This is a genomic window from Methylosinus sp. C49, from assembly GCF_009936375.1.
GTDB lineage: Bacteria > Pseudomonadota > Alphaproteobacteria > Rhizobiales > Beijerinckiaceae > Methylosinus.
In genome coordinates this window covers 1,465,921-1,490,999 of sequence record NZ_AP022332.1, presented here as the reverse complement: position 1 = coordinate 1,490,999, position 25,079 = coordinate 1,465,921, and the positions used below count along the sequence as shown (strand labels likewise).

Sequence of the window (25,079 nt, the reverse complement as noted above, 5' to 3'; positions counted from 1 at the left end):
CGGACGATTTCGTAGGGCGCGCTGCGACGCGGCGCCGCGGCGACGGCCTCGCTCCGCCGCGGCGCCCTGCAGTGACGCTCTGCTGTGACGCTTGGCGAACGCCCCTCCGCAGGCTAAGTTCCGCGCATAGAGAGGAGCGTCACGCGAGATCGCCGCCGCCCGGCCCAGCCGCTCTACAGAGCCGCCGATGATCGCGACGCGCCGCGATCTCCTCGGCCGCGGCGATAAACGAGAAACGACGCCATATCTTCGGGAAGAAACGCATGTCAAAGAGCTACGCCAAGAGTTCGCAAAAGGGTCGCGCCAAAGGTCCCGACCTTCCCAAGCTGCCTCTCTTCGCGATCGGCGGAGTCTTTCTCGCGGCCTTCGTCGCATTGGTGGCGTTCACCAGCCTCAAGCCGCCGCCGCCGCCCGCCTCCGCCATCGGCGGGCCGTTCCAGCTCGTCGCGCACAATGGCCAGACAGTCACCGAGAAGGACTTTCTCGGCCGGCCATTCCTCGTCTTCTTCGGCTACACGCATTGCCCGGACATCTGCCACACCACGCTGTTCGAGATTTCCGAGGTGCTGCGCGCGCTGGGGCCGAAGGCCAACGCCGGCGCTCTGTTCGTGACCGTCGATCCCGAGCGCGACACGCCCGCGGTGCTCAAGGACTATCTCTCCAATTTCGATCCGCGCATCGTCGGCGTCTCCGGCGAGCGCGCGCAGCTCGATCCGATGCTGAAAGAATATCGCATCTATTCGAAGAAGGCTGCGGAGAGCGGCGAGGACTATGCGGTCGACCATACGACCGTCGTCTATCTGATGGACAAGAACGGCCGTTTCGTCAGCTCCTTCAATGTGGGACGCAAGCCCGCCGACGCCGCGCGCGATCTCGAACGCTATCTGTGACGCGACGCCGACCGAGGACACACGGCGCAAAAACGACACAGCCGAGATTTTTTTGCGTAAGTCGCGAACTTCCCTGTCGCGACTCGGCGCGGCTTTGCGTTAGCATCGAATCATGCTTCGTCTTCGACGCGACGGGCTCGCGAAGACCGCGGGCTCCACCGCCCTGACACTCACACATGCAGGCGAGACGCTCACCGTCTCGCTGCGCCGCCTGCGCAGCGCGCGCCGCTTCACGCTGCGCGTGCGCTTCGCTGCGCGCGACGCCGTGCTCACAATGCCCGCGCGCGCCTCCTTGCGCGAGGCGCGCGAGTTCACCGAGCGTCACGCCGCCTGGATCGCCGCGCGGCTCAATCGGCTGCCGGACACGATCCCCTTTCGCGACGGCGCCGTCGTGCCGCTGCGCGGCGTCGACCACCGCATCGCGCATCGCCCCGGCGCGCGCGGAACCGTATGGACGGAGACGCGCTTTGCTCTCGACACTGCGCTCTGTGACGGTTTCGACCTCTGCGTCGCCGGCCGCGAGGAGCATGTGCATCGCCGCATCGTCGATTTTCTGAAGCGCGAGGCGCGCCATGATCTCGAGGCGGCTGTGGAACGCCATACGCGCGCGCTCGGCCTGCCCGCGCGCAGCGTCGGATTGCGCGACACGGTGAGCCGCTGGGGCTCCTGCTCGGCGTCGGGCTCGCTGAATTTCTCCTGGCGGCTCATCATGGCGCCCGCTTTCGTGCTCGACTATCTCGCCGCGCATGAGGTCGCGCATCTCGAATATCTCGATCACTCGGATCGTTTCTGGGCGCTGACGCGGCGCCTCTGCGCGGAGACGGATCGCGCCGAGGGCTGGCTCTCCACGCATGGCGCGCATTTGCATAAATTCGGCGCGACCGAATAGACGCGGCCTTCTCATCTTCCTCTTTATCAAAAGACCCGCGGCCCTCATCGGCGCGCCTATGAAACGACGCGCCGTCATCGGCGCGTCACGCCCGCTTGATTTGTGAATCGTTAAAATTTTGTTCCGGCCGAATCAGAAGCGTTCCGCAGCGCACAAAAATGCGCTATAAAAGAGACAAAGCTCCTTCTTCGGTAGTCGCTCATCGAGGTGGCGTATGGCCGACGTAATCTTCTACGAGAAACCCGGCTGCGCCGGAAATGCGCGTCAAAAGGCTCTGCTGCTCTCCTCCGGCCATGCGCTGCAGGTGCGCAATCTGCTCGCCGAGCCTTGGAGCGTTTCCAGCCTGCGGCCTTATTTCGGCGAGACGCCAGTGCGCGAGTGGTTCAATCTCGCGGCGCCGCGCGTCAAATCCGGCGAGATCGACATAGAGACCGTCACGCCGCAAGCGGCGCTGGTCATGATGATCATCGACCCGATATTGATCCGCAGGCCGCTCATCAAGGTCGGCGGCCGCTGCGAGGCGGGCTTCGATCCCGAGCGGATCGGCGCCTGGATCGGCCTGCAGCCGACCGAGAAACCGGTGAGCGACACTTGCGTTCGGGTAGAAGCGGCGGCGCTACGCGCCGAGAGCGAGGCTGGAACCGCGCCCGCCGACTGATTGCGGGAGCGCGCAAAGGCGGCAAGGAGGTCTGATGCTGTTCCGGCGCGATGTCGCAGCCTCCGGCGCACCTTGCGGTCTGTATTTCGAGTCGCTGCTCGAGCGCTGCCGCGCGATGCGGCCCATCCGCATCGGCGTCGTACATCCTTGCGACGCGGTTTCCGTGCAAGGCGCGCTCGCCGCACGGGATCAAGGACTCATCACTCCCGTTCTGGTCGGGCCGCGCGCCAAGATCATGGCGGCCGCCGCCGCGGCCGCTCTCTCGCTCGAGGGCGTCGAGATCGTCGACGCGCCCCATAGCCACGCCGCCGCCGACGTTGGCGTCGAGCTGGTGCGGCGCGGCGAGCTCGAGGCGCTGATGAAAGGCTCCCTCCACACCGACGAGCTGATGGGCGCCGTGGTGCGCGAAGGAACGGGACTACGCACCGAGCGGCGCGTCAGCCATGTCTTCGTTCTCGACGTGCCCAATTACTGCAAGCCGCTGCTCGTCACCGACGCCGCGATCAACATCGCCCCCACGCTCGCAGAGAAGCGCGACATCGCGCAAAACGCCATAGACCTCGCCCATGCGCTCGGCATAGAGCGGCCCAAGCTCGCCGTCCTTTCCGCCGTGGAGACGGTGGACGCCAAAATCCCCTCGACGATCGAGGCCGCGGCGCTCTGCAAAATGGCCGATCGCGGCCAGATCAGAGGCGCCGATGTGGATGGTCCGCTCGCCTTCGACAACGCCATCTCGCCCGAGGCGGCGAAGGCGAAAGGCATTATCTCCAATGTCGCTGGCGACGCCGATATTCTGCTCGCGCCCGATCTCGAGGCCGGCAATATTCTCGCCAAGCAGCTCGTCTATCTCGCCGACGCCGAGGACGCCGGCATCGTGCTCGGCGCGCGCGCGCCGATCGTGCTGACGAGCCGCGCCGATGGCGTGCGCGCCCGCATCGTCTCCTGCGCGCTGGCGCAGCTCTTCGCCCATCGCGTGGTGGAGGGTGTGTGAGCCCTGCGGCGAAAGTCCTATTGGCGCTCAACGCCGGCTCTTCGAGCCTCAAATTCGCACTCTATGACGCGGCGACGCTCGCGCCTCTCTGCCGTGGCGGCGTCACGGCCATAAAGGAGCAAGACCAGCCGGCCCGCTTTTCCGTCAAAGGCGAGGTCGCGGCGGCGCTCGCCGCCGGCCCCGGCCCCGCGCCGGACATAGATCACGAGGGCGCGGCGCGCTGGCTCATCGCGGCGATCGGCGAGCGGCTGACGGAGCTTCCCCTCGCCGCCGTGGGACATAGGGTGGTCCATGGCGGCGCGGAATTCGACCGCCCCGTTCTGGTGACGCCGGACATTTTGCGGCGGCTGGAGGCGCTCTCGCCGCTCGCGCCGAGCCATCAGCCGCATAATCTCGCGCCGATCCGCAGCCTGCTCGACAGCGCGCCCGAGTTGCCGCAGATCGCCTGTTTCGACACGGCCTTTCACCGCACGCAGCCGCGCCTCGCGCAGCTGTTTCCGCTGCCGCGCGAATTCGCCGAGCGCGGCGTGCTGCGCTACGGCTTTCACGGACTCTCCTATCAGTTCATCGCGGAAGAGCTGCGCCGCCTCGAGCGCGCGCCGGGCCGCACGATCGTCGCGCATCTCGGCCATGGCGCGAGCCTCTGCGCCATGCGCGATCTCGAGAGCGTCGCCACCACAATGGGCTTCACCGCGCTCGACGGGCTGATGATGGGCACGCGCAGCGGCGCGATCGACCCCGGCCTGCTCCTGCACCTCGTGATGCAGGAGGGCTTTTCGCCCGAGCAAGTCCATGCGCTGCTCTATGAGCGATCGGGGCTTCTCGGCGTCTCCGCGATCAGCGACGATCTGCGCGCGCTCGAGGCGAGCGACTCTCCCGCGGCGGAGGAGGCGATGGCCCTCTTCGCCTATCGCGCCGCGCGCGAGATCGGCTCGCTGGCGAGCGCGCTGAACGGGCTCGACCGTCTCGTCTTCACGGCTGGCGTCGGCGAGAATTCGCCGTCCATGCGCGCGCGCATCTGCGCCTATCTCGGTTTTCTCGGCCTTGCCCTCGACGATGCGGCGAATGCGGCGAATGCGCAGATCATCAGCGCGCCGTCGAGCCGCATCGAGGCCCTCGTGCTTCCCACCAATGAGGAGGCGGTGATCGCCGAGGCCGCGCGGGCGCTGCTTCGCGGCTGACGAAGCGCACAAAATCGCACAGTAATTCGGCGCCGGTCGCATGATTTGCAGGCGCATTTTCGCGCCGCCCGCGCGCCGCTTTTTCACAAGCGCCTGATTTGTCGAAACAAGGCCGGCCGCGCTGAGATGGCGCGGAGATTGCGTCTAGTCGGACGCCGAGAGCCGAGCTTTCGGCGCGGCCCAAAGAGGGGCCAAAATCAGCAACGCCGCTGTTCCGATCGTGTCGCGCGCAAAGCGCGATCGTCGGACGGCGGCTTTTTTTGTCCGTCGCGCCCCGACGGAGCGCGGCGCCGACGAGGGGCAGACACAAAATGATGAGAATGAAACGAAGCGCTCCGCCGCGCCCGATCCTCGTGAGCACGAAGACTTTGGCCGTCGCCGCCGCTCTGCTCGGCGTCTGCGTCGGAGAGGCTGGAGCGGCGGACGCGCCCGCCAAGCTCGTCGCCGCGCCCGCGCCCGATGTCTCCGCGCCGTCGCCCCTGCCGCCCGCGCCGCTCGGCGTCTTCGGCGCCGATATGCCGGCCGCCGGCAAGCTCGTCGTCTCCATCATTCCGCAATTCGCCAATCTCTCGCATACGCTGAAAGGAACGCGGCAAGTCTCATCGGAGGAGGTCGTCGCGACGACGCCCTGGTTCGGCCATCCGACATCGAAGCTCCGGCTGGTGCCGCAGAATGTCTCCGTCGCCTCGCAAACGCTGGCGCTGGCCTATGGAATTACCAATTATCTGTCCGTCGTCGTCACCGGCGGCATGATCGAGCGCAATCTCGACATGCTCGCGTTCAAAGGACCGACGAGCCTCGAGCGACTCGGGATCAGCCATACGGGAACCGACGGCCTAACCGATTTCACCGCCTCGACGATCTATCGCGTCTATCAGGACCCGATACATCGAATTCAGCTCAATCTGGGCATGAGCTTCCCCACCGGAAGCACCCACAACACATTCCGCCTGCTGCTGCCGGACGGCAGCTATGCGACGAGCCGCGCCTTCTATGCATTGCAGCCGGGCGCCGGCACTTTCGACGTCATGCCTGGAATCGTCTACGCCGGCCACATCGACAAATGGTCCTGGGGTCTGTCCTACCGCGGCCGCTTTCCGCTGGCCGCCAACCCGGAAGGCTATCTCTATGGCGATCTGCACGAGCTCAACGGCTGGGCCGGCTATAGCTGGATAAAGGGCCTGACCACCACCTTCCGCGTCAACGCCACGACGCAGGGCGAGATTCGCGGCCTCGATCCGATGATCCGCGGCAAGGCGCAGGCGGCCAATCCCAATTTCTATGGCGGCCAGCGCGTGGAGCTGTGGGGCGGCGCAACGATCGGCGGCGGCCTCATCGGCCAGGAGGCGCTCACCATCGCGCTGGAGGCGGGCATTCCCGTCTATCAGAGCCTCGAGGGGCCGCAGCTCTCCAAAAATTGGCAGGCCGGCATGGCCCTACGCTGGAAGATCTAGCGGCGCCCCGCGCGAACGCCGGGCGCGGCGGCCCGGCCCCCACATCTTCTGAACCGCCCGCGTTCTCGACATCGCCTGCCGCGCGTGGCACAACCCGCCCCAGAAAATCAAAAGCCGTGGCGGGACGATGACGGATATAGCGGAACTGGAGACCGAGACTCTGGCGGCGATCGCGGCGGCGGCCGATGAGGCCGCGCTCGAGGCCGTGCGCGTCGGCGCGCTGGGCAAGAAGGGAAGCATTTCGGCGTTGCTGGCGACGCTCGGCAAAATGTCGCCCGAGGACCGCAAGACCGAAGGCGCCAAGATCAATGCGCTGAAGGACAAGGCGCAAGAGGCGCTCGCCGCGCGTCGCGACGTGCTGCAGACGCAAGCGCTGGAGAAGCGCCTTTCCGCCGAGACTGTCGATGTGACGCTGCCGGTGCAGGAGAGCGGCCAGGAGCTCGGCCGTATTCATCCGATCTCGCAGGTGATGGACGAGTTGACGGCGATCTTCGCCGATATGGGCTTTTCCGTCGCCGAAGGGCCGGACATAGAGAGCGACGATTATAATTTCACCAAGCTGAACTTCCCCGAGGGGCATCCCGCGCGGGAAATGCACGACACTTTCTTCTTTCCGCCGGGCGCCGATGGCAAGCGCAAGCTGCTGCGCACGCATACGAGCCCGGTGCAGGTGCGCACCATGCTGAGCAAGGCGCCGCCGATCCGCGTGATCTGCCCCGGCCGCACCTATCGCTGCGACAGCGACCAGACGCATACGCCCATGTTCCATCAGGTCGAGGGGCTCGTCATCGACGAGACGACCCATATGGGCCATTTGAAATGGGTGCTGGAGGAGTTTCTGAAGGCCTTCTTCGAGGTGAAGTCCGTGAAGATGCGCTTTCGCCCCTCCTTCTTCCCCTTCACCGAGCCCTCCGCGGAAGTGGATGTGCAATGCCGCCGCAAGGACGGCGACATTCGCTTCGGCGAGGGCGAGGATTGGATGGAGATATTGGGCTGCGGCATGGTGCATCCCAATGTGCTGCGCAATTGCGGGCTCGACCCGGACAAATATCAGGGCTTCGCCTTCGGCGTCGGCATAGATCGTCTCGCCATGCTGAAATACGGCATGTCGGATCTGCGCGCCTTCTTCGAGGCCGATGCGCGCTGGCTGACGCATTATGGATTCCGGCCGCTGGATTTCCCGACGCTGGCGGGCGGGTTGAGCGGGTGATTCCTTTTCGCGGGGTGACGCCATGAACAATGCGGACATTCAGATCGTCGCGGATCGCGTGTTGCGGAGGGAACTCGGCAAGTTCGGCTATCAGCGGGCCGAAGTGCGCTCTGGATTCGATCATAGCGACGAGCCCGCGGTTTATGTGGACGCGGTTCTCGGCGTAGGCGCTCCGCCACTCGAGCCGACGACCTTCTTCGAGGCGCATGCCGCGCTCGGCCGCGCGCTTCTCGCCGAAGGGGAAGAAAGGTTTCCTTACTTCCGCATGAGGCGGCTCGGAGAAGAACTGCCCGAGGACGAGGTTTCGCGCGAAAGCCCGCCACGCGCCGAGCGGAGTCATTCGTGATCGACGATCTCCTGGGCCTCGCCGATGAGCTCGCCGGTCGCGAGGCTGGTCGTCCAAAGCAAACCTCGCTGCGGCGAGCCGTCGCGACGGCCTATTACGCCGTGTTTCACGCGCTGGCGAAGCTTTGCGCCGATCAGCTCATCGGCGCCTCGAAGCCCTGGGATGTCTATACGCCGATCTATCGCTCGCTGGATCACAATGCGGCGCGCAAATTGTTCAGAGAGGCCCGCAAGTCATCCGTGTTCGCGGCGCAGCTCGAAGCGATCGCTTTCGCCTTTCTCACCCTGTACGATAAGCGGATCGAAGCGGATTACATTCCCGAACCGTTCAGATATTCCCGTCAGGAAGTGAAGGATCTGATTCAGGACGCACGTAGCGCAATTGCGTCGATCGATGGATTGCCGACCGACACAAAGCTCGCGCTCGCCGTGCAGCTCTTGACGAAAACGCGCTGACTCGAGAACGAAAAGAATGAAACTCACACTCTCCTGGCTGAAAGACCATCTCGAGACGAGCGCCTCGCTCGAGGAGGTCGTCGAAACTCTGACGCGCATCGGCCTCGAGGTCGAGCATTTGCACGATCCCGCCGCGCAGCTGAAGGATTTCCGCATCGCGCATGTGATCGACGCCAAGCCGCATCCCAACGCCGACCGCCTGCGCGTCTGCATGGTCGATACGGGCGAAGGCGCGCCCGTGCAGGTGGTCTGCGGCGCGCCCAATGCGCGCACGGGATTGAAGACCGTCTTCTCGGCGCCCGGAACCTATATTCCGGCCAAGAAGATCACGCTCGGCAAGGGCGTCATTCGCGGCGTCGAATCGCTCGGAATGTTGTGCTCGGCCGCCGAGCTGGAGCTCTCCGACGAGCATGACGGCATTATCGAGCTGCCGGAGGACGCCCCCATCGGCGCCGTTTACGCGAAGTGGGCCGGGCTCGACGATCCAGTCATCGAGATCAATCTGACGCCGAACCGCTCCGACGCCGCCGGCATTTACGGCATTGCGCGCGATCTCGCCGCGGCGGGCCTCGGAACGCTGAAGACGCCGGCGGTCGAGACCATCAAAGGCGGCTTCGCCATGCCGCAGCGCGTCGCGCTCGATTTCACTGAGGACGACAAGCATCTCGCGCCGCTCTTCGCGCTGCGTCTGGTGCGCGGCGTCAAGAATGGGCCGAGCCCGGCCTGGCTGCAGGATCGCCTGCGCGCCATTGGCCAGCGCCCGATCAATGCGCTCGTCGACATCACGAATTATCTGACCTTCGACCGCGCGCGTCCGCTGCATGTCTTCGACGCGAAGAAAGTGGCCGGCGATCTTACGGTGCGACGCGCCCGCGCCGGCGAGGAGTTGCTCGCGCTCGACGGCAAGAGCTATAAGCTCGATTCCGACATGGTCGTGATCGCCGACGACAAAGGTCCCGAATCTCTCGCCGGCGTCATGGGCGGCGAGCATTCCGGCTGCTCCGACGACACGACGGACGTGCTGATCGAGACCGCGCTGTGGGATCCGGCCAATATCGCCCACACCGGCCGCAAGCTCGGCATCTCCACCGACGCGCGCTATCGTTTCGAGCGCGGCGTCGATCCGGCCTTCGCTCTGCCCGGCCTCGAGCTGGCGACGAAATTGGTGCTGGAATTCTGCGGCGGCGAGGCTTCGGAGGTCGCCATCTGCGGCTCGGCGGAAACGCCGACGCGCCGGCTGCGCTTCCCCTGGAGCGAGACGAAGCGCCTCACCGGCCTCGACGTCTCCAAAGACGAGTCGACCGCCATTCTCACGCACCTCGGCTTCACGGTCGAAGCGGCGGGCGAGGAGGCGCTGGTGGGCGTCCCCAGCTGGCGCCCGGACATTGAAGGCAAGGCCGATCTCGTCGAGGAGATCGCCCGCATCGCCGGCTTCGACACCATCGCCGCCGCGCCGCTGCCGCGCAACGCCGGCGTAACCGAGCCAGTTCTCACTCTACTGCAAAAGCGCACGCGCGCGGCGCGGCGCGCGCTGGCGGCGCGCGGGCTGGTCGAGGCCGTCACCTGGTCCTTCGTCTCCAAGGAGCAGGCGCAGGCTTTCGGTGGCGGCGGCGACAATCGCCTCGCCCTCGCCAATCCAATCGCGGCGGAACTCTCGGACATGCGGCCGAGCCTGCTGCCCGGCCTCGTGACCGCCGCCGGCCGCAACGCCGCGCGCGGCTTTCCCGATGTCGCGCTGTTCGAGGTGGGGCAAATCTTCCTCGGCGACGACGAGAAAGGCCAGAAGATCGCCGCCACGGGCCTGCGCCGCGGCTTGGCTCTGCCCTCCGGCGCCGGCCGCCATTGGTCGGGCAAGGAGCGCGCGGTCGGCGTCTTCGACGCGAAGGCCGACGCGCTCGCGCTGCTGCAGACGCTGGGCGTCGCCACGGGCGGCTTGCAGATCGTCGTCGGCGGCCCCGACTGGCTCCATCCGGGCCGATCGGGAACGCTGCAATTCGGGCCCAAGGCGGTCATCGGCCATTTCGGCGAATTGCATCCGCGCGTGCTGCAGGCGCTCGACGTCGAGGGGCCGATCGCCGTTTTCGAGATCATTCTCGACGCGCTGCCGGCGCCCAAGGCCAAGCCCACCAAGGCCAAGGCGAAATTGGAGCTCTCCGATCTCCAACCGGTCTCGCGCGATTTCGCTTTTCTGCTGGATCGCGACCAGCCGGCCGGCGATCTCATTCGCGCCGTGCAGGCCGCCGATCGCGCGCTCATCACCGATGTCAGCGTCTTCGACATTTACGAAGGACAAGGCGTGCCGGAGGGCAAGAAATCGGTCGGCGTCGCCGTGCGGCTGCAGCCCCGCGACAAAACGCTCACCGACGCCGATCTAGAGGCCCTCGCCCACAAAATTGTCACAGAGGCGGGCAAGAAAACGGGCGCCCAACTCAGAGGATGACGATGCTTCGCATGATTCGCTTCGTCTTCATTGCCTGCTTCGCCGGTTTTTGCTCCGCTGCGGCCGCCGCGCCGCGCAATATCGGCGATTGCGAGCAGATTCAGGCGGCGGACGCCTATAATCGCTGTCTCGCCTCCTTCGGCCCGGCGGCGCATGTGCGCAACGCCCATTCCGCGCTCTCCTTCGCGCCGGAGGAGCAGGTTCCGCAGAGCGCCAAGCGCTCCGCCGCTTGGAGCGAGCGGGGCCATCGCGGGCGCTTGCGCATGATGTTCAGCCCCGGCGGCCGCTGAGGCCGCCGCCGGCGAGGGAGGAGCGAGACCAATGGCTCGAGCGCCCTTCCCCGACGGCATAGCGCGACGCGATTTTCTCAATGGCCTGCTGATCGCCGCGGGCGGCGCGCTCTCGCATAGCGCTCCGGCGCGCGCATTCGCGGGCGGGACCTGCGACGGGCCGATCGGCCTCGATCCGCGCGCTCTGCGCGGCGGCAATCTCCCTTCCGTTTTCGCCGTCTCGCATTGGATGCGCGACGGTCGCCTGACATTCGAGGCAGGCTCCGTCTCGCTCGCGCCGGGATGCGACGAGAGCGCCGGAACTTTTCCCATTCTGGATACGAACGGCAGCTTCGACGCCATCGTTATCGGTGGCGGCCTGTCCGGCCTTTCCGCTGCGCATCATCTGCTGCGCGAGCGCCCGCGGGCGCGCCTGCTGATCCTCGAGGCGGCGCCTGTCCTCGGCGGCAATGCAGGCCGTGACGACGCCGCGCCTCTCCCCGGCCCCGCCTCCACCGCCGGCGCCTATGGAACCGCGCCTTCCGCCGATTGGCTCGCGCAATTCTATCGCGCGATCGACGTCGATTGGCTGGCGCAGAGCGTCCCCGGCCCGGAGAGCAGCTTCTATTTCGACGAGTTCGCGCCCGGCCTCGGCGCCGGCGCGCGCGGCTGGAACATCGACACATTCGAGCGCGGCGCCGCGCATCTTCCCTATGACGCCCGCCTGCGGGAAGACTTCGCCCGCGCTTTCGCGGCGATCCGCGCGCTCGGCGAAAAAGGCCTCGCCGAGCCGGCCGACGAGAGCGATCCCACGCTCGACGATCTCTCGAGCGTCAGCCTCGCGCAGCATCTCGAAACAGCGCTCGGCTGCGACGCGATCGTCTCGCGCTTTTTCACCGCCTATACGCTGACCGCTTTCGGCGGAACGGCCGAGCAGGTGAACGCTCACAGCGCCATCACATTCTTGTCGAGCGAGCTGACGCGCGGCTCGGTCTTCGCCTATCCGGGCGGAACGTCGGAAATCGCGCGCCGCATTTCGCGCCGACTGGCGCAGAGCGAGACGCCGCCGCGTTTCGAAACCAACGCCACGGCGCTACGGATCGAGACGACGGCGCGGGGCGCGAGCGTCGTCTATTTCCAGGATGGCCGCTTTCATCGGATCTTCGGCGAGCGGATCATCCTCGCCGCGCCGGCGCAGAGCGCGCGCCATCTCGTCGCGCATCTTTCCGACGCCGCGCGCAATACGGCCTGGACGCAATTCCATGCGGCGCCCCTCGTCACCGCCAATGTGGTGTTGCGTCACGCGACGCCCTTGGCGCAGCTCGGCCTCGGCTACAGTCAGAGCTGGTGGGGCGGCCGGCATTTCGTCAATTACATCGTCGCCGATTGGATGAGCGACAAGCGCGCCGCTCCCCAGCGGCAAACGACGCTCACCTTCTACGGCGGCTGCGACGCGCCGCTGGGCGCTCTCGCCGAAGCGCGCATGAAGCTGCTGCACACGCCCTTTTCCGATTACGAAGATTCGATCCGCAGCGATCTGTCACGGCTGATGCGCGGCGCGGATTTCGATTTCGATCGCGATGTGAGCGCGCTGTTTCTCTATCGCTGGGGGCACAGCATGTTGCGCCCGCAGCCGGGCTTCCTCTTCGGCGAGACGCGCGACGCGAATGGAAAACTGGACCGCGCGCAGTCGCCGCGGCGCGTCGCCTGCGCGCCTTTGGGGCCGATCGCTTTTGCGGGCCAGCATGTCGAAGGCGCCCCTTCTATCGAGAGCGCGATCGGCTCCGGCCGCCGCGCGGCGCTGCAAGCGCTGGAGGATCGCCGATGAAGAGGCTCGCGACAGGCGTCTTCGCCCTCGTCTCCACCCTCGCCTATCTCGGCCTCGCGGCGCTGGGCGCGGGCGGCGTATCGGCCTTTCTCGAAAAGCCGCCGCTCGCGGCGCTGGCGCTCGTCACTCTGGCGCTCGCCGTCGCCGCCGCTTTTTCGCAAGGCCATCTCGGCGCCGGCGTGCGCGAGGATCGCGGCAATCGCTGGGTCATCGCCGCCTTCGCCGTTATCGGCCTGCTCGACGCTTTTCTGCCCGCCTATGCGGATCGCCGCGATATTCTGACGATCGGCGGCGAGACGCTGCGCTGGATCGGCGTCATCCTCTACGCCATCGGCGGCGTGCTGCGACTGTGGCCGGTCTTCGTGCTCGGGCGGCGCTTCAGCGGGCTCGTCGCCATTCAGCCGGGCCATGAGCTGGCGACGACCGGGCTCTATGCCCGCATCCGCAACCCGAGCTATCTCGGCCTCATCATCGGCCTCGTCGGCTGGGCGCTGGCGTTTCGCTCGCTGATCGGCCTCGCTTTGGCGGGGGCGGCGATTCCGCCGCTCGTCGCCCGCATGAAATCCGAGGAGGCGCTGCTCGCCTCGCATTTCGGCGCCGTCTATGACGCCTATCGCGCGCGCACGGCGCGGTTCATTCCCGGCCTCTACTGAAAGCGCCTCACCAGCGCAGCACCGCGCCGCCCCAGGTCATTCCGGCGCCGATCGCCATCATGGCGATCACATCGCCCTTCTTCAGCCGGCCGGCGCGATTGGCCTCGTCCAGCGTGATCGGCATGGAAGCGCTCGACGTGTTGCCGAAGCGGGAAATATTCATCCAGCATTTCTCGAGCGGCACGCCGAGCTGCGCCAGCGACGCCTCTATGATGCGGGCGTTGGCCTGATGCGCGATGACGTGATCGACATCCTTCGCCTCGAGGCCGGCCATGGCCAGCGCCTCGGTCACGATCTCCGGCAATAGGCGCAGCGCGACCTTATAGACCTCGCGGCCGCGCATCTTGATCTTATGCGCCTCGCCGGGCGTCGGCCCGTCCTGGCGCGGATCATAGGCGCGCGGGATGCCGAGAATGCTTGTCAATGTTCCGTCGGTGCGCAGACTGGTGGAGAGCAGGCCACGGCCCTCCTCCTCGCCCGGGCCGAGCACCATGGCCCCGGCGGCGTCGCCGAACAGCACGCAGGTCTCGCGATTGGTCCAATCGACGACGCGGCTCAGCGTCTCCGCCCCCACGACCAGCGCGCGGCGGACCTTGCCGGTCTTGATGAACTGATCGGCGATGGAGAGGGCGTAGAGCGAGCCCGCGCAGGCGGCCGAGACATCGAAGGCGAAAGCGTTCTCGGCCCCGATCTTGGCCTGCAGAAAGGCGGCGCAGGCGGGCGTCTGAGCGTCGCCGGTCACGGTGGCGACGATGATGAGGTCCAGCTCGCGTGGGTCGACGCCGGCCAGCTCCAACGCATTTTTCGCGGCTGCGGCGGCCATATCGGAGGTGGATTCGCCCGGCGCGGCGATGCGCCGCTCCTCGATCCCGGTGCGGCTGACGATCCAGGCGCCATTGGTCGCGACCATTTTCTCGAGGTCGGCGTTGGTCAGAACCTTCGCGGGGGCGTAGGATCCGGTTCCGAGTATGACGGTTCTGAGCAACGGCGTGCAGCCTCTTCCTTCTGACCCCGGCGAGCGTGCGCCGCCGCGGAAACCTCATGCCTAGCAGGGATCGGCGAGGCGCGAACCTTAAAATTCGTTAATCCCCAAGCCTAGCTCGAGATTGCCTGCTCGAGTTCCGCCTGGCTCGAGTTTGGCGGAGTTCACGTTTCGATCCGCGCCGGGGGCGATTGCCATGGCGCGCGCGCCATGGCAAGCCTTCGCCATGCAGAACGTCCCCTCCGACCCGCCCGCGCCCGCCAAAGAGGCGCCGCGCGTCTCCTTCGTCTCGCTCGGCTGTCCCAAGGCGCTCGTGGACAGCGAGCGCATTCTCACGCGCCTGCGCGCCGAAGGCTATGAGCTTTCGCGCACCCATGCGGGGGCCGATGTCGTGGTGGTGAACACCTGCGGCTTTCTGGACAGCGCCAAAGCCGAGTCGCTGGAGGCGATCGGCGCGGCGCTGAAGGAGAATGGCAAGGTCGTCGTCACCGGCTGCATGGGCGCCGAGCCGCAGGCGATCACCGAGCGATTCCCCGACGTTTTGGCGATCACCGGCCCGCAGGCCTATGAGAGCGTGGTCGAGGCCGTCCACGCCGCCGCCGCGCCGAGCCATGATCCGTTTCTCGATCTCGTCCCCGAGCAGGGCGTCAAGCTCACGCCGCGCCATTACGCCTATCTCAAAATCTCGGAAGGCTGCGACAATAGCTGCTCCTTCTGCATCATTCCGCATTTGCGCGGCTCGCTGGCCTCGCGGCCCGCGGGCGAGGTGCTGCGCGAGGCCGAGCGGCTGGTGAAGGCGGGCGTCAAGGAGCTGCTGGTCATCTCGCAGGACACCAGCGCCTATGGCCGCGATCTGCGCTACTCCGAGAGCCAATGGGGCGACCGCAGCGTGCGCGCGCGTTTTCTCGATCTCACACGCGAGCTGGGCTCGCTCGGGGCCTGGGTGCGGCTACATTATGTCTATCCCTATCCGCATGTGGACGAGGTCGTCGAGCTGATGGCGCAGGGCAATATCCTGCCCTATCTCGACATTCCCTTTCAGCACGCCGCCCCTTCCGTGCTGAAGGCGATGAAGCGCCCCGCCAATGAGGAGAAGACGCTGGAGCGCATAAAAGCGTGGCGGCGCATCTGCCCCGATCTCGCGCTGCGCTCCACTTTCATCGTCGGCTTCCCCGGCGAGACGGAAGAGGATTTCGCCTATCTGCTCGATTGGCTGGAGGAGGCGGAGATCGACCGCGCCGGCGCCTTCCGCTACGAGCCGGTGGCCGGCGCGCCGGCCAATGATCTGCCGCTCGACGCCATCGCGCCCGAGGTGAAGGACCAGCGCTGGAAGCGCTTCATGGAGCGCCAGCAGAAGGTGAGCGCCCGCCTGCTGAAACGCAAGATCGGCAAGCGCCTGCAAGTTCTGGTGGACGAGCCGGGCGGTGGCGCGACCGGCCTCGCGCGCGGACGCAGCAAGGCGGACGCCCCTCAGATCGACGGAACGGTGCATATCTCCTCACGCCGCCCGCTGCGCGCCGGCGACATTGTGACGGTGAAGATCGACCGCGCCGACGCCTATGATCTTTATGGCGCGGCGGTGTGATATATGAAGGCGTAATCTCGCCGCTGCGCTCCTTCTCCCGCCTGCGGGAGAAGGTGGCCCGGCGAAGCCGGGTCGGATGAGGGCCCCGGCCGCGAAAGCGAATGATAAACGATAAAAATAGGCCACGAACCGCAGCGACCCTCATCCGACCTCGCTTCGCGAGGCCACCTTCTCCCACGAGTGGGCGAAGGAGCGCGCACGACGAATGCTGAACAACAATAACCGAGGAGCGCCGCCGATGACCGAAGAACCCCCGAAGGATCGCATTCCGCGTCTGCTGGCCAGCCGTCAGCTGATGTTCTTCACGGCGGTCATTCTCGCAATGTGGGTGTTCGTCACCTTCTTCTTCCGCAACCCGTATCGGCAGGCGGTCGAGTTCGGCTATTACGACAATCACCCTTATGACGAGGGGACGATCTGGACCTATGTGCTGGTCGTCGTGCCGATGATCGGCCTAGGGGCCGCGCTGCTCTGGTGGCAGCGGCGCAGCGCCGGCAAGTAATCGCGCATTGCGCAGCGCGGTGGAAGACTGCGCCACGCGCGGCGCATGCAGATAGACGAAAGCGGGCGGCGGCATGTCGGCGAGCAGCGCCGCCGCGCTCTCCGGCAGGCGCGCGGACGCATAGCGTTGCGCCGCTTTGGCCGAGGCGGCGCGAAAGGTCGCGCCCGGCCGATCGACGATGGCGATCGGCGTCGTTTGCGCGATCTCCTGCCAATCGCGCCAGCGGTGGAATTGCAGCAGATTATCCGCGCCCATGATCCAGACGAAGCGCACGCCCGGACAGCGCCGATGCAGAAAACGCAGCGTATCCGCCGTATAGCGCGCGCCGATCTCCGCCTCGAGCCCCGTGACCACTATGCGCGGATCGCGGGCGATTTTCTGCGCCGCGGCGATGCGCTGCGCGAGCGAGGGCAGGCAGGCGGTCTCCTTCAGCGGATTGCCGGGCGTCACCAGCCACCAGAGCCGATCGAGCGCCAGCCTCTGCAACGCCACCTGCGAGACATGGGCGTGGCCTTCATGCGGCGGATCGAAAGAGCCGCCGAACAGGCCGATGCGCATCCCCGGCGCATGTGGCGGCAGGCGAATCATCGCGCGATCATCGAAAGCTCGCGCTCCCTTCTCCCACTTGTGGGAGAAGGAAGCGCGCACGAAGGTCGCGCGCTCATCCTCTGACCTGCCCGGCGCCATGCACGCGATATTTGAACGAGGTGAGCTGCTCGACGCCAACCGGGCCGCGCGCATGCATGCGGCCCGTCGCTATGCCGATCTCGGCGCCGAAGCCGAACTCGCCGCCATCGGCGAATTGCGTCGAGGCGTTGTGCAGCACGATCGCCGAATCCACCTCCGCCATGAAGCGCCGGGCGACATCCTCATTCTGCGTGATGATGCAATCCGTGTGATGCGAGCCGTAGGTTTCTATATGCGTGACCGCCGCCTCCAGCCCATCGACGACGCGAACGGCGATGATGGCGTCGAGATATTCGGCGCGCCAATCCTCCTCGCTCGCCGGCAGCACGCGGGCGTCGACATCCTGCGTCGCGGCGTCGCCGCGCACCTCGCAGCCGGCGTCGAGCAGCATCTTCACCAGCGGCTCGAGATGCGTGGCTGCGCAGGCGCGATCGACCAGCAGCGTCTCGGCGGCGCCGCAAATGCCGGTGCGACGGAGCTTGGCGTTCAGCAAGATGCGTTTCGCCATGTCGAGATCGGCTTGGCGATGAACGAAGACATGAACAATGCCCTCGAGATGCGCGAAGACCGGCACGCGCGCCTCATGCTGCACGCGCGCGACGAGGCTTTTTCCACCACGCGGCACGATGACGTCGAGATTGCCGTCCAGCCCGGCGAGCATGGCGCCGACGGCGGCGCGATCGGCGATGGGGACCAGCGAGATCGCCTCCTCCGGCAGGCCGGCGGCGACGAGGCCGGCGACGAGACAGGCGTGGATCGCGCGCGAGGAGCGCAGGCTCTCCGAGCCGCCGCGCAATATCGCGGCGTTGCCGGCCTTGAGGCAGAGGCCGCCGGCGTCGGCGGTGACATTGGGCCGGCTCTCGTAAATCACCCCGATGACGCCGAGCGGCGTCGCCACGCGCTCGATGAGGAGGCCATTGGGGCGCTCGAAGGAGGCCAGCAGCCGGCCGACGGGATCGGCCAGCTCGGCGATCTCCTCGAGGCCGCGCGCCATCGTCTCGACGCGCGCGGGATCGAGCGTCAGCCGATCGAGGAAAGAGGCTACGGTTCCGCGCGCTTTCGCCTCCGTGACATCCAGCGCATTGGCGGCGAGCAGCTCCGGCATGCGGCGGCGCAGCTCCGCCGCGGCCGCATGCAGAGCCGCATTTTTGGTCTTCGCCGGCGCCAGAGCGACCGCCCGCGCCGCCCGCCGGGCGCCGACGCCGATATCGGCCATCAGGGAGCCCAACTCTCGCTCGTTCGTCGCCAATGCTTCCGCCTGCGCCATTTTCTTCGCCTCTTTCGTCGCTCGCTTGCGCTATCACGAATCGGCGCGTACCCGAAAGGGAGCGCCGCGCACCGCTAAAAGCGGTGAGGCTTGCCTTCGGGCTAGGCCTTTTGTAAGACGCGAGCGCTCGTCGCCACGGCTCGCCTCCTCGAGCCGAATCGCCGGCGCCCGCCCGACGCCGCGTCCAAAACGCAGGCGATGCGACGTTCCCGGGCGCGTGGAGCCGGCCGCTATGAGGTTCTTCGCATGACGAAACGCGCGCTGCTGACGGGCATTACCGGACAGGATGGGGCCTATCTCGCACAGCTTCTGCTCGGCAAGGGGTATGAAGTCTCTGGCGTGATCCGCCGCTCCTCGCATCGCGGCGTCGAGGACCATCGCCTGCGCTGGCTCGGCGTCGCCAATGACGTGCAGCTGCTCGACGGCGATCTCAGCGATCTCTCCAGCCTGCTGCGCATCGTGCAGGAGGTGAAGCCCGACGAGGTCTACAATCTCGCCGCGCAATCCTTCGTCGCCTCCTCCTGGCGCCAGCCCATTCTCACCGCCAATATCACCGCCGTCGCCGTCGCAAATGTGCTCGAGGCGCTGCGGCTCGGCGCCCCCGGCGCGCGCTTCTATCAGGCCTCCTCCTCCGAGATGTACGGCCTCATTCAGGAGCCGATGCAGAGCGAGAAGACGCCCTTCTATCCGCGCAGCCCTTATGCGGTCGCCAAGCTCTATGGCCATTGGATCACGGTCAATTACCGCGAGAGCTTCGGCATGCACGCCTCCTCGGGCATTCTCTTCAACCATGAGAGCCCGCTGCGCGGCATAGAATTCGTCACCCGCAAGGTGACGGATAGCGTGGCGCGCATAAAGCTCGGCCTCGCCAAGGAGCTTCGCCTCGGCAACATAGACGCCAAGCGCGACTGGGGCCATGCGCGCGATTATGTGCGCGCCATGTGGCTGATGCTGCAGCAGGAGACGCCGGACGATTATGTCGTGGCGACGGGCGTCACCACCACAGTGCGCGACATGTGCCGCATCGCTTTCGCCCATGCCGGCCTCGACATGGAGGCGCATTTGGTGATCGACCCGAAATTCTACCGCCCGGCGGAGGTCGACATTCTGCTCGGCGACAGCTCCAAGGCGCGCAAGGCGCTGGGCTGGGCGCCCGAGACCTCGCTCGATGCGCTCATCCGCGAGATGGTGGACGCCGATCTCGAGCGGCTGCGGCAGGATTCGGCGGCACGATGAGCGTGGAACCCACGTCCACATCCACGGCCCGCTATGAACGCATATTGGTCACCGGCGGCTCCGGCTTCGTCGGACGCCATTTGCTGGAGGCGCTGGCGGGCGCCTATCCTGAAGCGCAGCGCCTATCGCTGGCGCGGCCGGGCGAGCCGGCGCCCGATCGGCGCTGGACCCCGATCGCCTTCGATCTGCTCGATCCCAAATCGGTCGACGCCGCCATCGCGCAGGCGCGGCCCGATCTCGTCATTCATCTCGCCGCGCAAGCCTCGGCGGCGCAGTCCTTCCTGGCGGCGGAAGAGACTTGGCGCGTCAATTTCGACGGCGCGTTCAATCTCGCCTCGGCGCTCGCGCGCCACGCGCCCGCGGCCGTCGTGCTCTTCGCCTCCACCGCCGACGTCTATGGCGCGAGCCTCGTCGAAGGCCCTGCGCATGAGGATATGATCCCGCGTCCGCTCAGCGTCTACGCCCGCTCCAAGCTGGCGGCGGAGTCGATGCTGGCGGATGTGCTGCCGAAGACGGCGCGGCTCATCGTGGCGCGCCCCTTCAGCCATATCGGCCCGGGCCAAGACAAGCGCTTCGCCGTCTCCTCCTTCGCCGCGCAGATCGTCGAGATCGAATGTGGACGCGCCGAGCCGCGCCTCTCGGTCGGCGATCTTTCCGTGCAGCGCGATTTTCTCGACGTGCGCGACGTCATCGACGCCTATCTGCGGCTCATCGCCGTCGCGCCCGGTCTTCCCGACCGCAATGTCTTCAACATCGCCTCGGGCGAGACGCGCCCGCTCGCGTCTCTGGTCGAGACAATGCGCGCGATGGCGCGACGCGATTTCGAGATCGTCGTCGATCCCGCGCGGCTGCGGCCGGCCGACATACCGATCGCCCGCTGCGACGCCGCCAAGCTGCGCGCGGCGACCGGCTGGAGCCCGCGCCGAGCGATGGACGAGACGCTCGTCGATCTGCTCGATTATTGCCGCGCGGCCGCAGAAGCCGCGAAATGACCAGCGAGCGCGAGCGGCGTCTCGAGGAGCGCAATCGCCTGCTCGAGCATCAGCTCGATTTTCTGCGCGCCGAGCTTTTGCATCTCGTCCATGAGCGCGAGAAAAACGTCTATTCCGCCGCCTGGCTGATCTTCCGGCCTCTGCGCCGTTTCGAGGCGGCGCTCGTCGATGCGGTGACGCCGCTGCTGCGACTCTTCTCTCGCAAGGCCCCGTCGCCCGCCATCAAGTCCGCCGTCTCGGAGCCCGCCGCTCGGGGCGACACGCTAAAGCCGCGACGGCTGCTCGTCGATGTGACGGCGACGGCGCGGCGCGACGCCGGCACGGGAATCCAGCGCGTCGTCAAGAAGATCACCCAGGCCCTCTATCGCGATACGGCGCTTCCCATTCCCGTGATCGCCGTGCGCTGCGAGGCCGGCCGGCTCTTCACCTGCGAGGCCTTCGTCGCCGCGCTCATCGGCGGAACAGCCGGCCCGGATCGCGAAATAGAGATAGAGCCGGGCGACCGCTTCTTCATGCTCTCGGACAGCTGGAACGCTTTCGAGGAGTTTCAGCCGGTCTTCTCGCGCATTCGCGCCGGCGGCGGCGAGATCGTCACCTGCATCTTCGATCTCATTCCCGCCCTCTATCCGCACGCCTGCCATGAGGTGACGCCGCCGCGCTATGAGGCCTGGCTGCGCCGCGCGCTGCTCGAGAGCGACGCCTTTCTCGCCATCTCGCGCACGGTCGCCGAGGAGCTGGCGGATTACGTGGCTGAGACGGGACTGCCGCATCGACCCGGACTTTCGATCGGCTGGTTCCATTGCGGCTCGGATATCGCCGATAGCGCACCCGCCGCGCCGCGGCCGCAGATCGCTGCCGCAGCGGGCGGCGCCATGTTTCTGAGCGTCGGCACTGTGGAGCCGCGCAAAGGCCATCGCGTCGCGCTGCAGGCTTTCGAGGCGCTCTGGCGCGAGGGCCGCGATGCGCGGCTGGTTTTCGTCGGACGGCGCGGCTGGTTCGAGGAGGCGATCGCCGCCGAGATCCGCGGCCATGCCGAATTCGGGCGGCGCCTGTTCTGGCTCGACGATATCGGCGACGCCGAGCTCGCCTTTCTCTACGACAAGAGCGCGGCGGCGCTCGTTCCTTCCTATGCGGAGGGCTTCGGCCTGCCGATCGCCGAGGCCGCACGCCGCGGCCGGCCAGTGATCTGCAGCGACATTCCCGTGTTCCGCGAGGTCGGCGGCGCCGGCGCCCTCTATTTCCGCGTCAATGATCCGGCCGCTCTCGCCGAGCGCATTCGGGAGCTTCTCGACGGAAGCGCGACGGCCGATCCTTCCGCCGTCAGCCGCGTGAGCTGGGCGGAGGCGGCGCATCGCGTCGCGCAAGTGATCGCGACCGAGGACTGGACCAGCGAGCTGCCCTGAGCCCCGCCCGTACGGCCTTGTTCCGCCGCGCCGAAAAGCATGTTAGAGACGGCTGCGGCGGCGGCGCCTGCGGCTCTCTCGAACCGCAGGCTTCGCCGCTTTTGCGCAAAGCGGGGGCGCAGGTCGCGACCTTCCGCCGACGAGGCTCCAACCCGATAGGCCGTCATATGTCGATCTCGCCGTCCATCAGCCTGCCGCCGACGCCCAAAGCGCTCCTCGATCTCATAAAGCTCGAGGCCGGGCCGGCTCCCCTGCCCGACTCTCGGCAGGCGCTGTGGATCAGCCTCGCCGCCTATATTCTGACCGAGACGGGCGGCCAATTGGTGAGCGCCGACATCCCCCCCTCGATCGCTTACGGCCTGGTGAGCGCCGCTCTGCTGGCCGCGCTGACCTTCGGCGCGCTGCTGCTGACCGGCGCGCGCGAGCGCTTTCAGCAGACGCTGATCGCCCTCACCTCCACGGGCGCGATCATCGGCCTCGTGTCCATGGTTCTGTCGCTCGCGGTGGCGCAGATATTTCCGCCGCCGATGCCGGCATTGAAGCTCGTCGGCTTCGTGCTGTTTCCGCTGGTGCTGTGGAAGTTCACCGTGTTCCTGTGGATCTATCGCCACGCGGGGATGCGCTTCATTCCGGCCTTCGCGCTGGGCGCGATCTACCTCGGCTTCATTCTGCTGATCCTGTCACCGCTGCTGACGCGCCTCTTCAATCTCATTTGACGGGACTCGGAGCGCCGCTGCGGCGACAGGCCGGCGGCGGCGCTCATTAAGTAACAATTAAGCATAATCACTTACTCATCGTTCATCACCCGCGTCGCGGCCCGATCCGGGCCGCCCGGCGCGTAGCGAGGATGAACCAATGAGATTTTCCGGTTCCTGCGCCGGGGCGGGGCTTTTTTGCGCGATCCTCGGCCTCTCGACCTCCAGTCCGGCCGCCGCGGCGGACATGCCCTTCTTCTCACCGCCCGAGCAGCAGGAGTACCAGCCCGTCGAGCTGGGAACCGGCTGGTATCTGCGCGGCGACATCGCCGCGGCGCGCACGCCCGTGCTGAACATCGACGGCGCAGTGACGGCGAATAATTTCGTCAACAACTGGTCGGCCGGTATTGGCTTCGGCTATCGCTACAACAGCTGGCTGCGCACCGACGTCACCGCTGATTATCAGCCGCTCTACAGCCGCTCCAGCGCCTCCTATGTCTCGACGCCCTGCCAGACCGGCGCGGTGGGCACGCCGGCCGGCGGACCCTACACCGACTCCATCGCCGTCGTGACCGACTGCTTCCCCTATGCGCAGAGCCGCGGAACCGCCTCGGTCTTCCTCGGCAATGTCTATATCGATCTCGGCACATGGGGCGGGCTCACGCCCTATATCGGCGCCGGCGCCGGCGTCGACGTGCTGTTCCAGAAATCTCAGGTGCAATGGTACATGGGCAATCTCGTTCCCTATGCCGGAACGACCTGGACCGACCCCTACACGCTCGGCACCTATATGGCCAATTGGGACCGCAGCTACTCCAACACCTATCTGAAATTCGCTTATGCCTTCATGGGCGGCTTCGCCTATGACATCACCGATCATTGGTCGGTCGACATCGGCTATCGCTATCTCAATCTGGGCTCGATCTCGGGCAAGGACGCGCTCGGCGTCAACCATACCCGCAAGCTCGACATTCAGCAGGTACGGCTCGGCTTCCGCTATCTGATCGACTGAGATCGTCTCCGCCGCCGCTCTAGGCCCCACGACTGGCCCCTCCCGGCGGCGGCCCTCTCCTTCGCGACAAGCTCCCCCGCCGCCGCCGCGCGGCCGGCCACGACCGCCCCGCCCCAGCTCGCGCCCGACTTGACGCGAAGACGTGTTGCGCGTAGCGCAGGCTCCGAAAATCCATGCCCCGGGGAGGCAGCACAAAAATGCCCATCCAAAAGCCCGGCGTGAAGCCGGCCGATCCGCGTTTCTCTTCAGGTCCTTGCTCCAAGCGTCCCGGCTGGACGCTGGACGCGCTCGCCGGCGCGGCTCTCGGCCGCTCGCATCGCTCCCCGGCCGGCAAGGCGAAGCTGAAAGAGGCCATCGATCTGACGCGCGAGGTTCTGCGCGTGCCGGCGAGCCATCGCATCGCCATCGTCCCCGCCTCGGACACCGGCGCGGTCGAAATGGCGCTGTGGTCGATGATCGGCGCGCGCGGCGTCGATGTCGCCGCCTGGGAGAGCTTCAGCGCGGATTGGGTCACGGACATCATCGAGCAGCTGAAGCCGGGCGCCGCCCGCAGCTTCGTCGCCCCCTTCGGCGAATTGCCCGATCTGTCGAAGATAGACTTCGACAATGATTTCGTCTTCGCCTGGAACGGCACCACCGCCGGCGTGCGCGTGCTGAACGCGGATTTCATCCCCGCCGACCGCAAGGGCCTGACCATTTGCGACGCGACCTCGGCCGCCTTCGCGCAGCCGCTCGAATTCGACAAGCTCGATGTCGTCACCTACTCCTGGCAGAAGGTGATGGGCGGCGAGGCGGCGCATGGCATGTTGATTCTCTCGCCGCGCGCCGTGGAGCGGCTCGAGAGCTACACGCCCGCATGGCCGCTGCCGAAGATTTTCCGCCTCACCAAGAACGGCAAGCTCGTGGAGAGCATTTTCGAGGGCGACACGATCAACACGCCCTCCATGCTCTGCGTCGAGGATTATCTCGACACGCTGAAATGGGCCAAGTCGATCGGCGGGCTCGACGCGCTCTACGCGCGCGCCAACGCCAACGCCAAAGTGGTGCATGACTGGGTCGAGAAGACGCCCTGGTTCACCCATCTCGCCCAGGATCCGGCGACGCGCTCCAACACCGGCGTCTGCCTCGTCTTCGCCGATCCCGCCGTCGCCAGCCTGCCGCGGGCCGAGCAATCCGCGCTCGCCGCGCGCATCGTCGGCTTGGTCGAGAAGGAAGGCGCGGGCTTCGACTTCGGCGCCTATCGCGACGCCCCGCCCGGCCTGCGCATCTGGTGCGGAGCCACGGTGGAGGCCAGCGACGTGGCCGCGCTGACGCAATGGATCGACTGGGCCTATGCCGAGGCGGCGGCGCAATCCGCCAAAGCGGCTTGAGACGAAGGCCGCTTGTCACGATCTAGGGAAAGGGACGGCCGCCGCGTCAGCGCGGCGCCGAAGGGGGCGAAATCTCGGGCGCGG

Annotated in this window: 24 protein-coding genes; 21 read left to right on the top strand and 3 right to left on the bottom strand. The window is 66.8% G+C overall.

All coding sequences use genetic code 11. From position 1 onward, the window contains the following. The first annotated feature begins 263 nt into the window (after nt 1-263). From GYH34_RS07065 to GYH34_RS07010, 13 genes are all read left to right on the top strand, one after another. Complete coding sequence (locus GYH34_RS07065) at nt 264-890, top strand: SCO family protein (RefSeq protein WP_161912952.1); 627 nt, start codon at nt 264-266, stop codon at nt 888-890. Between the two features lie 112 nt (nt 891-1,002). Further along, the gene (locus tag GYH34_RS07060; protein ID WP_161912951.1) at nt 1,003-1,779 is read left to right on the top strand and encodes a SprT family zinc-dependent metalloprotease; all 777 of its coding nucleotides are present in this window, start codon (nt 1,003-1,005) and stop codon (nt 1,777-1,779) included. A gap of 214 nt (nt 1,780-1,993) precedes the next feature. Continuing rightward, nucleotides 1,994-2,437, top strand: coding sequence for an ArsC/Spx/MgsR family protein (locus GYH34_RS07055; RefSeq protein ID WP_161912950.1), 444 nt, complete (start codon nt 1,994-1,996; stop codon nt 2,435-2,437). A 34-nt stretch (nt 2,438-2,471) separates the two neighbouring features. Then, the gene (locus tag GYH34_RS07050) at nt 2,472-3,428 is read left to right on the top strand and encodes a bifunctional enoyl-CoA hydratase/phosphate acetyltransferase (RefSeq protein WP_161912949.1); all 957 of its coding nucleotides are present in this window, start codon (nt 2,472-2,474) and stop codon (nt 3,426-3,428) included. Further along, nucleotides 3,425-4,609: an acetate/propionate family kinase gene (locus GYH34_RS07045; protein ID WP_244635301.1), complete on the top strand. Its 1,185-nt coding sequence runs from the start codon at nt 3,425-3,427 to the stop codon at nt 4,607-4,609. Before GYH34_RS07050 ends, GYH34_RS07045 begins: the two co-directional genes overlap by 4 nt. A 320-nt stretch (nt 4,610-4,929) precedes the next feature. After that, nucleotides 4,930-6,063, top strand: a complete 1,134-nt coding sequence (locus GYH34_RS07040) for an alpha-amylase (RefSeq protein ID WP_161912948.1) — start codon at nt 4,930-4,932, stop codon at nt 6,061-6,063. Between the two features lie 127 nt (nt 6,064-6,190). Beyond that, nucleotides 6,191-7,273 (top strand): phenylalanine--tRNA ligase subunit alpha, encoded by a 1,083-nt coding sequence (pheS, locus tag GYH34_RS07035; RefSeq protein ID WP_161912947.1) that lies wholly within the window; start codon nt 6,191-6,193, stop codon nt 7,271-7,273. 22 nt (nt 7,274-7,295) lie between these two features. Then, nucleotides 7,296-7,619, top strand: a complete 324-nt coding sequence (locus tag GYH34_RS07030; RefSeq protein ID WP_161912946.1) for a hypothetical protein — start codon at nt 7,296-7,298, stop codon at nt 7,617-7,619. Further along, complete coding sequence (locus GYH34_RS07025; protein ID WP_161912945.1) at nt 7,616-8,074, top strand: hypothetical protein; 459 nt, start codon at nt 7,616-7,618, stop codon at nt 8,072-8,074. The genes GYH34_RS07030 and GYH34_RS07025 overlap by 4 nt, the downstream gene beginning before the upstream one ends. 16 nt (nt 8,075-8,090) lie before the next feature. Beyond that, nucleotides 8,091-10,514 (top strand): phenylalanine--tRNA ligase subunit beta, encoded by a 2,424-nt coding sequence (gene pheT, locus GYH34_RS07020; protein ID WP_161912944.1) that lies wholly within the window; start codon nt 8,091-8,093, stop codon nt 10,512-10,514. An 11-nt stretch (nt 10,515-10,525) separates the two neighbouring features. After that, nucleotides 10,526-10,804, top strand: coding sequence for a hypothetical protein (locus GYH34_RS21655; protein WP_162561573.1), 279 nt, complete (start codon nt 10,526-10,528; stop codon nt 10,802-10,804). Between the two features lie 31 nt (nt 10,805-10,835). Continuing rightward, a complete protein-coding gene (locus GYH34_RS07015) occupies nt 10,836-12,611 on the top strand; it encodes an FAD-dependent oxidoreductase (RefSeq protein ID WP_161912943.1) in 1,776 nt (591 codons plus the stop codon). Continuing rightward, nucleotides 12,608-13,264, top strand: a complete 657-nt coding sequence (locus GYH34_RS07010; RefSeq protein WP_161912942.1) for an isoprenylcysteine carboxylmethyltransferase family protein — start codon at nt 12,608-12,610, stop codon at nt 13,262-13,264. The genes GYH34_RS07015 and GYH34_RS07010 overlap by 4 nt, the downstream gene beginning before the upstream one ends. Nucleotides 13,265-13,271: 7 nt before the next feature. Here GYH34_RS07010 and GYH34_RS07005 read toward each other — a convergent pair whose 3' ends face one another. Beyond that, nucleotides 13,272-14,249 carry a beta-ketoacyl-ACP synthase III gene (locus GYH34_RS07005; RefSeq protein ID WP_142862665.1) on the bottom strand — a complete coding sequence of 326 codons (978 nt, stop codon included), beginning with the start codon at nt 14,247-14,249 and terminating at the stop codon, nt 13,272-13,274. 223 nt (nt 14,250-14,472) lie between these two features. Between GYH34_RS07005 and rimO the strand changes: the two genes are divergently transcribed. Both rimO and GYH34_RS06995 read left to right on the top strand, forming a co-directional pair. Further along, complete coding sequence (rimO, locus tag GYH34_RS07000) at nt 14,473-15,831, top strand: 30S ribosomal protein S12 methylthiotransferase RimO (RefSeq protein ID WP_161914926.1); 1,359 nt, start codon at nt 14,473-14,475, stop codon at nt 15,829-15,831. A gap of 238 nt (nt 15,832-16,069) precedes the next feature. After that, on the top strand, nt 16,070-16,333 hold the full coding sequence (locus GYH34_RS06995) for a hypothetical protein (protein ID WP_161912941.1): 264 nt from the start codon (nt 16,070-16,072) through the stop codon (nt 16,331-16,333). Here GYH34_RS06995 and GYH34_RS06990 read toward each other — a convergent pair. Together GYH34_RS06990 and GYH34_RS06985 are read right to left on the bottom strand one after the other, a co-directional pair. Further along, entirely contained in the window at nt 16,286-16,921 is a 636-nt protein-coding gene (locus GYH34_RS06990) for a nicotinate-nucleotide adenylyltransferase (protein WP_161912940.1), read from the bottom strand. The two genes, GYH34_RS06995 and GYH34_RS06990, sit on opposite strands and share 48 nt — an antisense overlap. A 73-nt stretch (nt 16,922-16,994) precedes the next feature. Further along, a complete protein-coding gene (locus GYH34_RS06985; protein ID WP_161912939.1) occupies nt 16,995-18,287 on the bottom strand; it encodes a glutamate-5-semialdehyde dehydrogenase in 1,293 nt (430 codons plus the stop codon). A gap of 246 nt (nt 18,288-18,533) precedes the next feature. Here GYH34_RS06985 and gmd point away from each other — a divergent pair, with 246 nt between their 5' ends. From gmd to GYH34_RS06955, 6 genes are all read left to right on the top strand, one after another. Further along, entirely contained in the window at nt 18,534-19,523 is a 990-nt protein-coding gene (gene gmd / locus GYH34_RS06980; RefSeq protein WP_161912938.1) for a GDP-mannose 4,6-dehydratase, read from the top strand. Beyond that, a complete protein-coding gene (locus tag GYH34_RS06975) occupies nt 19,520-20,515 on the top strand; it encodes an NAD-dependent epimerase/dehydratase family protein (protein WP_161912937.1) in 996 nt (331 codons plus the stop codon). The genes gmd and GYH34_RS06975 overlap by 4 nt, the downstream gene beginning before the upstream one ends. Beyond that, nucleotides 20,512-21,918, top strand: coding sequence for a glycosyltransferase family 1 protein (locus GYH34_RS06970; protein ID WP_244635300.1), 1,407 nt, complete (start codon nt 20,512-20,514; stop codon nt 21,916-21,918). The genes GYH34_RS06975 and GYH34_RS06970 overlap by 4 nt, the downstream gene beginning before the upstream one ends. Nucleotides 21,919-22,085: 167 nt before the next feature. Next, on the top strand, nt 22,086-22,634 hold the full coding sequence (locus tag GYH34_RS06965; RefSeq protein WP_244635299.1) for a hypothetical protein: 549 nt from the start codon (nt 22,086-22,088) through the stop codon (nt 22,632-22,634). Between the two features lie 139 nt (nt 22,635-22,773). Continuing rightward, entirely contained in the window at nt 22,774-23,625 is an 852-nt protein-coding gene (locus GYH34_RS06960; protein ID WP_161912934.1) for an outer membrane beta-barrel protein, read from the top strand. A 197-nt stretch (nt 23,626-23,822) separates the two neighbouring features. Then, complete coding sequence (locus GYH34_RS06955) at nt 23,823-24,995, top strand: phosphoserine transaminase (protein WP_161912933.1); 1,173 nt, start codon at nt 23,823-23,825, stop codon at nt 24,993-24,995. Nucleotides 24,996-25,079 lie beyond the last annotated feature (84 nt).

Coding starts and splice junctions, on each gene's coding strand:
- GYH34_RS07065 (WP_161912952.1), top strand. CDS start 264: ATGTCAAAGAGCTACGCCAAGAGTTCGCAAAAGGGTCGCGCCAAAGGT.
- GYH34_RS07060 (WP_161912951.1), top strand. CDS start 1,003: ATGCTTCGTCTTCGACGCGACGGGCTCGCGAAGACCGCGGGCTCCACC.
- GYH34_RS07055 (WP_161912950.1), top strand. CDS start 1,994: ATGGCCGACGTAATCTTCTACGAGAAACCCGGCTGCGCCGGAAATGCG.
- GYH34_RS07050 (WP_161912949.1), top strand. CDS start 2,472: ATGCTGTTCCGGCGCGATGTCGCAGCCTCCGGCGCACCTTGCGGTCTG.
- GYH34_RS07040 (WP_161912948.1), top strand. CDS start 4,930: ATGAAACGAAGCGCTCCGCCGCGCCCGATCCTCGTGAGCACGAAGACT.
- pheS (WP_161912947.1), top strand. CDS start 6,191: ATGACGGATATAGCGGAACTGGAGACCGAGACTCTGGCGGCGATCGCG.
- GYH34_RS07030 (WP_161912946.1), top strand. CDS start 7,296: ATGAACAATGCGGACATTCAGATCGTCGCGGATCGCGTGTTGCGGAGG.
- pheT (WP_161912944.1), top strand. CDS start 8,091: ATGAAACTCACACTCTCCTGGCTGAAAGACCATCTCGAGACGAGCGCC.
- GYH34_RS21655 (WP_162561573.1), top strand. CDS start 10,526: ATGATTCGCTTCGTCTTCATTGCCTGCTTCGCCGGTTTTTGCTCCGCT.
- GYH34_RS07015 (WP_161912943.1), top strand. CDS start 10,836: ATGGCTCGAGCGCCCTTCCCCGACGGCATAGCGCGACGCGATTTTCTC.
- GYH34_RS07010 (WP_161912942.1), top strand. CDS start 12,608: ATGAAGAGGCTCGCGACAGGCGTCTTCGCCCTCGTCTCCACCCTCGCC.
- rimO (WP_161914926.1), top strand. CDS start 14,473: ATGCAGAACGTCCCCTCCGACCCGCCCGCGCCCGCCAAAGAGGCGCCG.
- GYH34_RS06995 (WP_161912941.1), top strand. CDS start 16,070: ATGACCGAAGAACCCCCGAAGGATCGCATTCCGCGTCTGCTGGCCAGC.
- GYH34_RS06990 (WP_161912940.1), bottom strand. CDS start 16,921: ATGATTCGCCTGCCGCCACATGCGCCGGGGATGCGCATCGGCCTGTTC.
- GYH34_RS06985 (WP_161912939.1), bottom strand. CDS start 18,287: ATGGCGCAGGCGGAAGCATTGGCGACGAACGAGCGAGAGTTGGGCTCC.
- gmd (WP_161912938.1), top strand. CDS start 18,534: ATGACGAAACGCGCGCTGCTGACGGGCATTACCGGACAGGATGGGGCC.
- GYH34_RS06975 (WP_161912937.1), top strand. CDS start 19,520: ATGAGCGTGGAACCCACGTCCACATCCACGGCCCGCTATGAACGCATA.
- GYH34_RS06970 (WP_244635300.1), top strand. CDS start 20,512: ATGACCAGCGAGCGCGAGCGGCGTCTCGAGGAGCGCAATCGCCTGCTC.
- GYH34_RS06965 (WP_244635299.1), top strand. CDS start 22,086: ATGTCGATCTCGCCGTCCATCAGCCTGCCGCCGACGCCCAAAGCGCTC.
- GYH34_RS06960 (WP_161912934.1), top strand. CDS start 22,774: ATGAGATTTTCCGGTTCCTGCGCCGGGGCGGGGCTTTTTTGCGCGATC.
- GYH34_RS06955 (WP_161912933.1), top strand. CDS start 23,823: ATGCCCATCCAAAAGCCCGGCGTGAAGCCGGCCGATCCGCGTTTCTCT.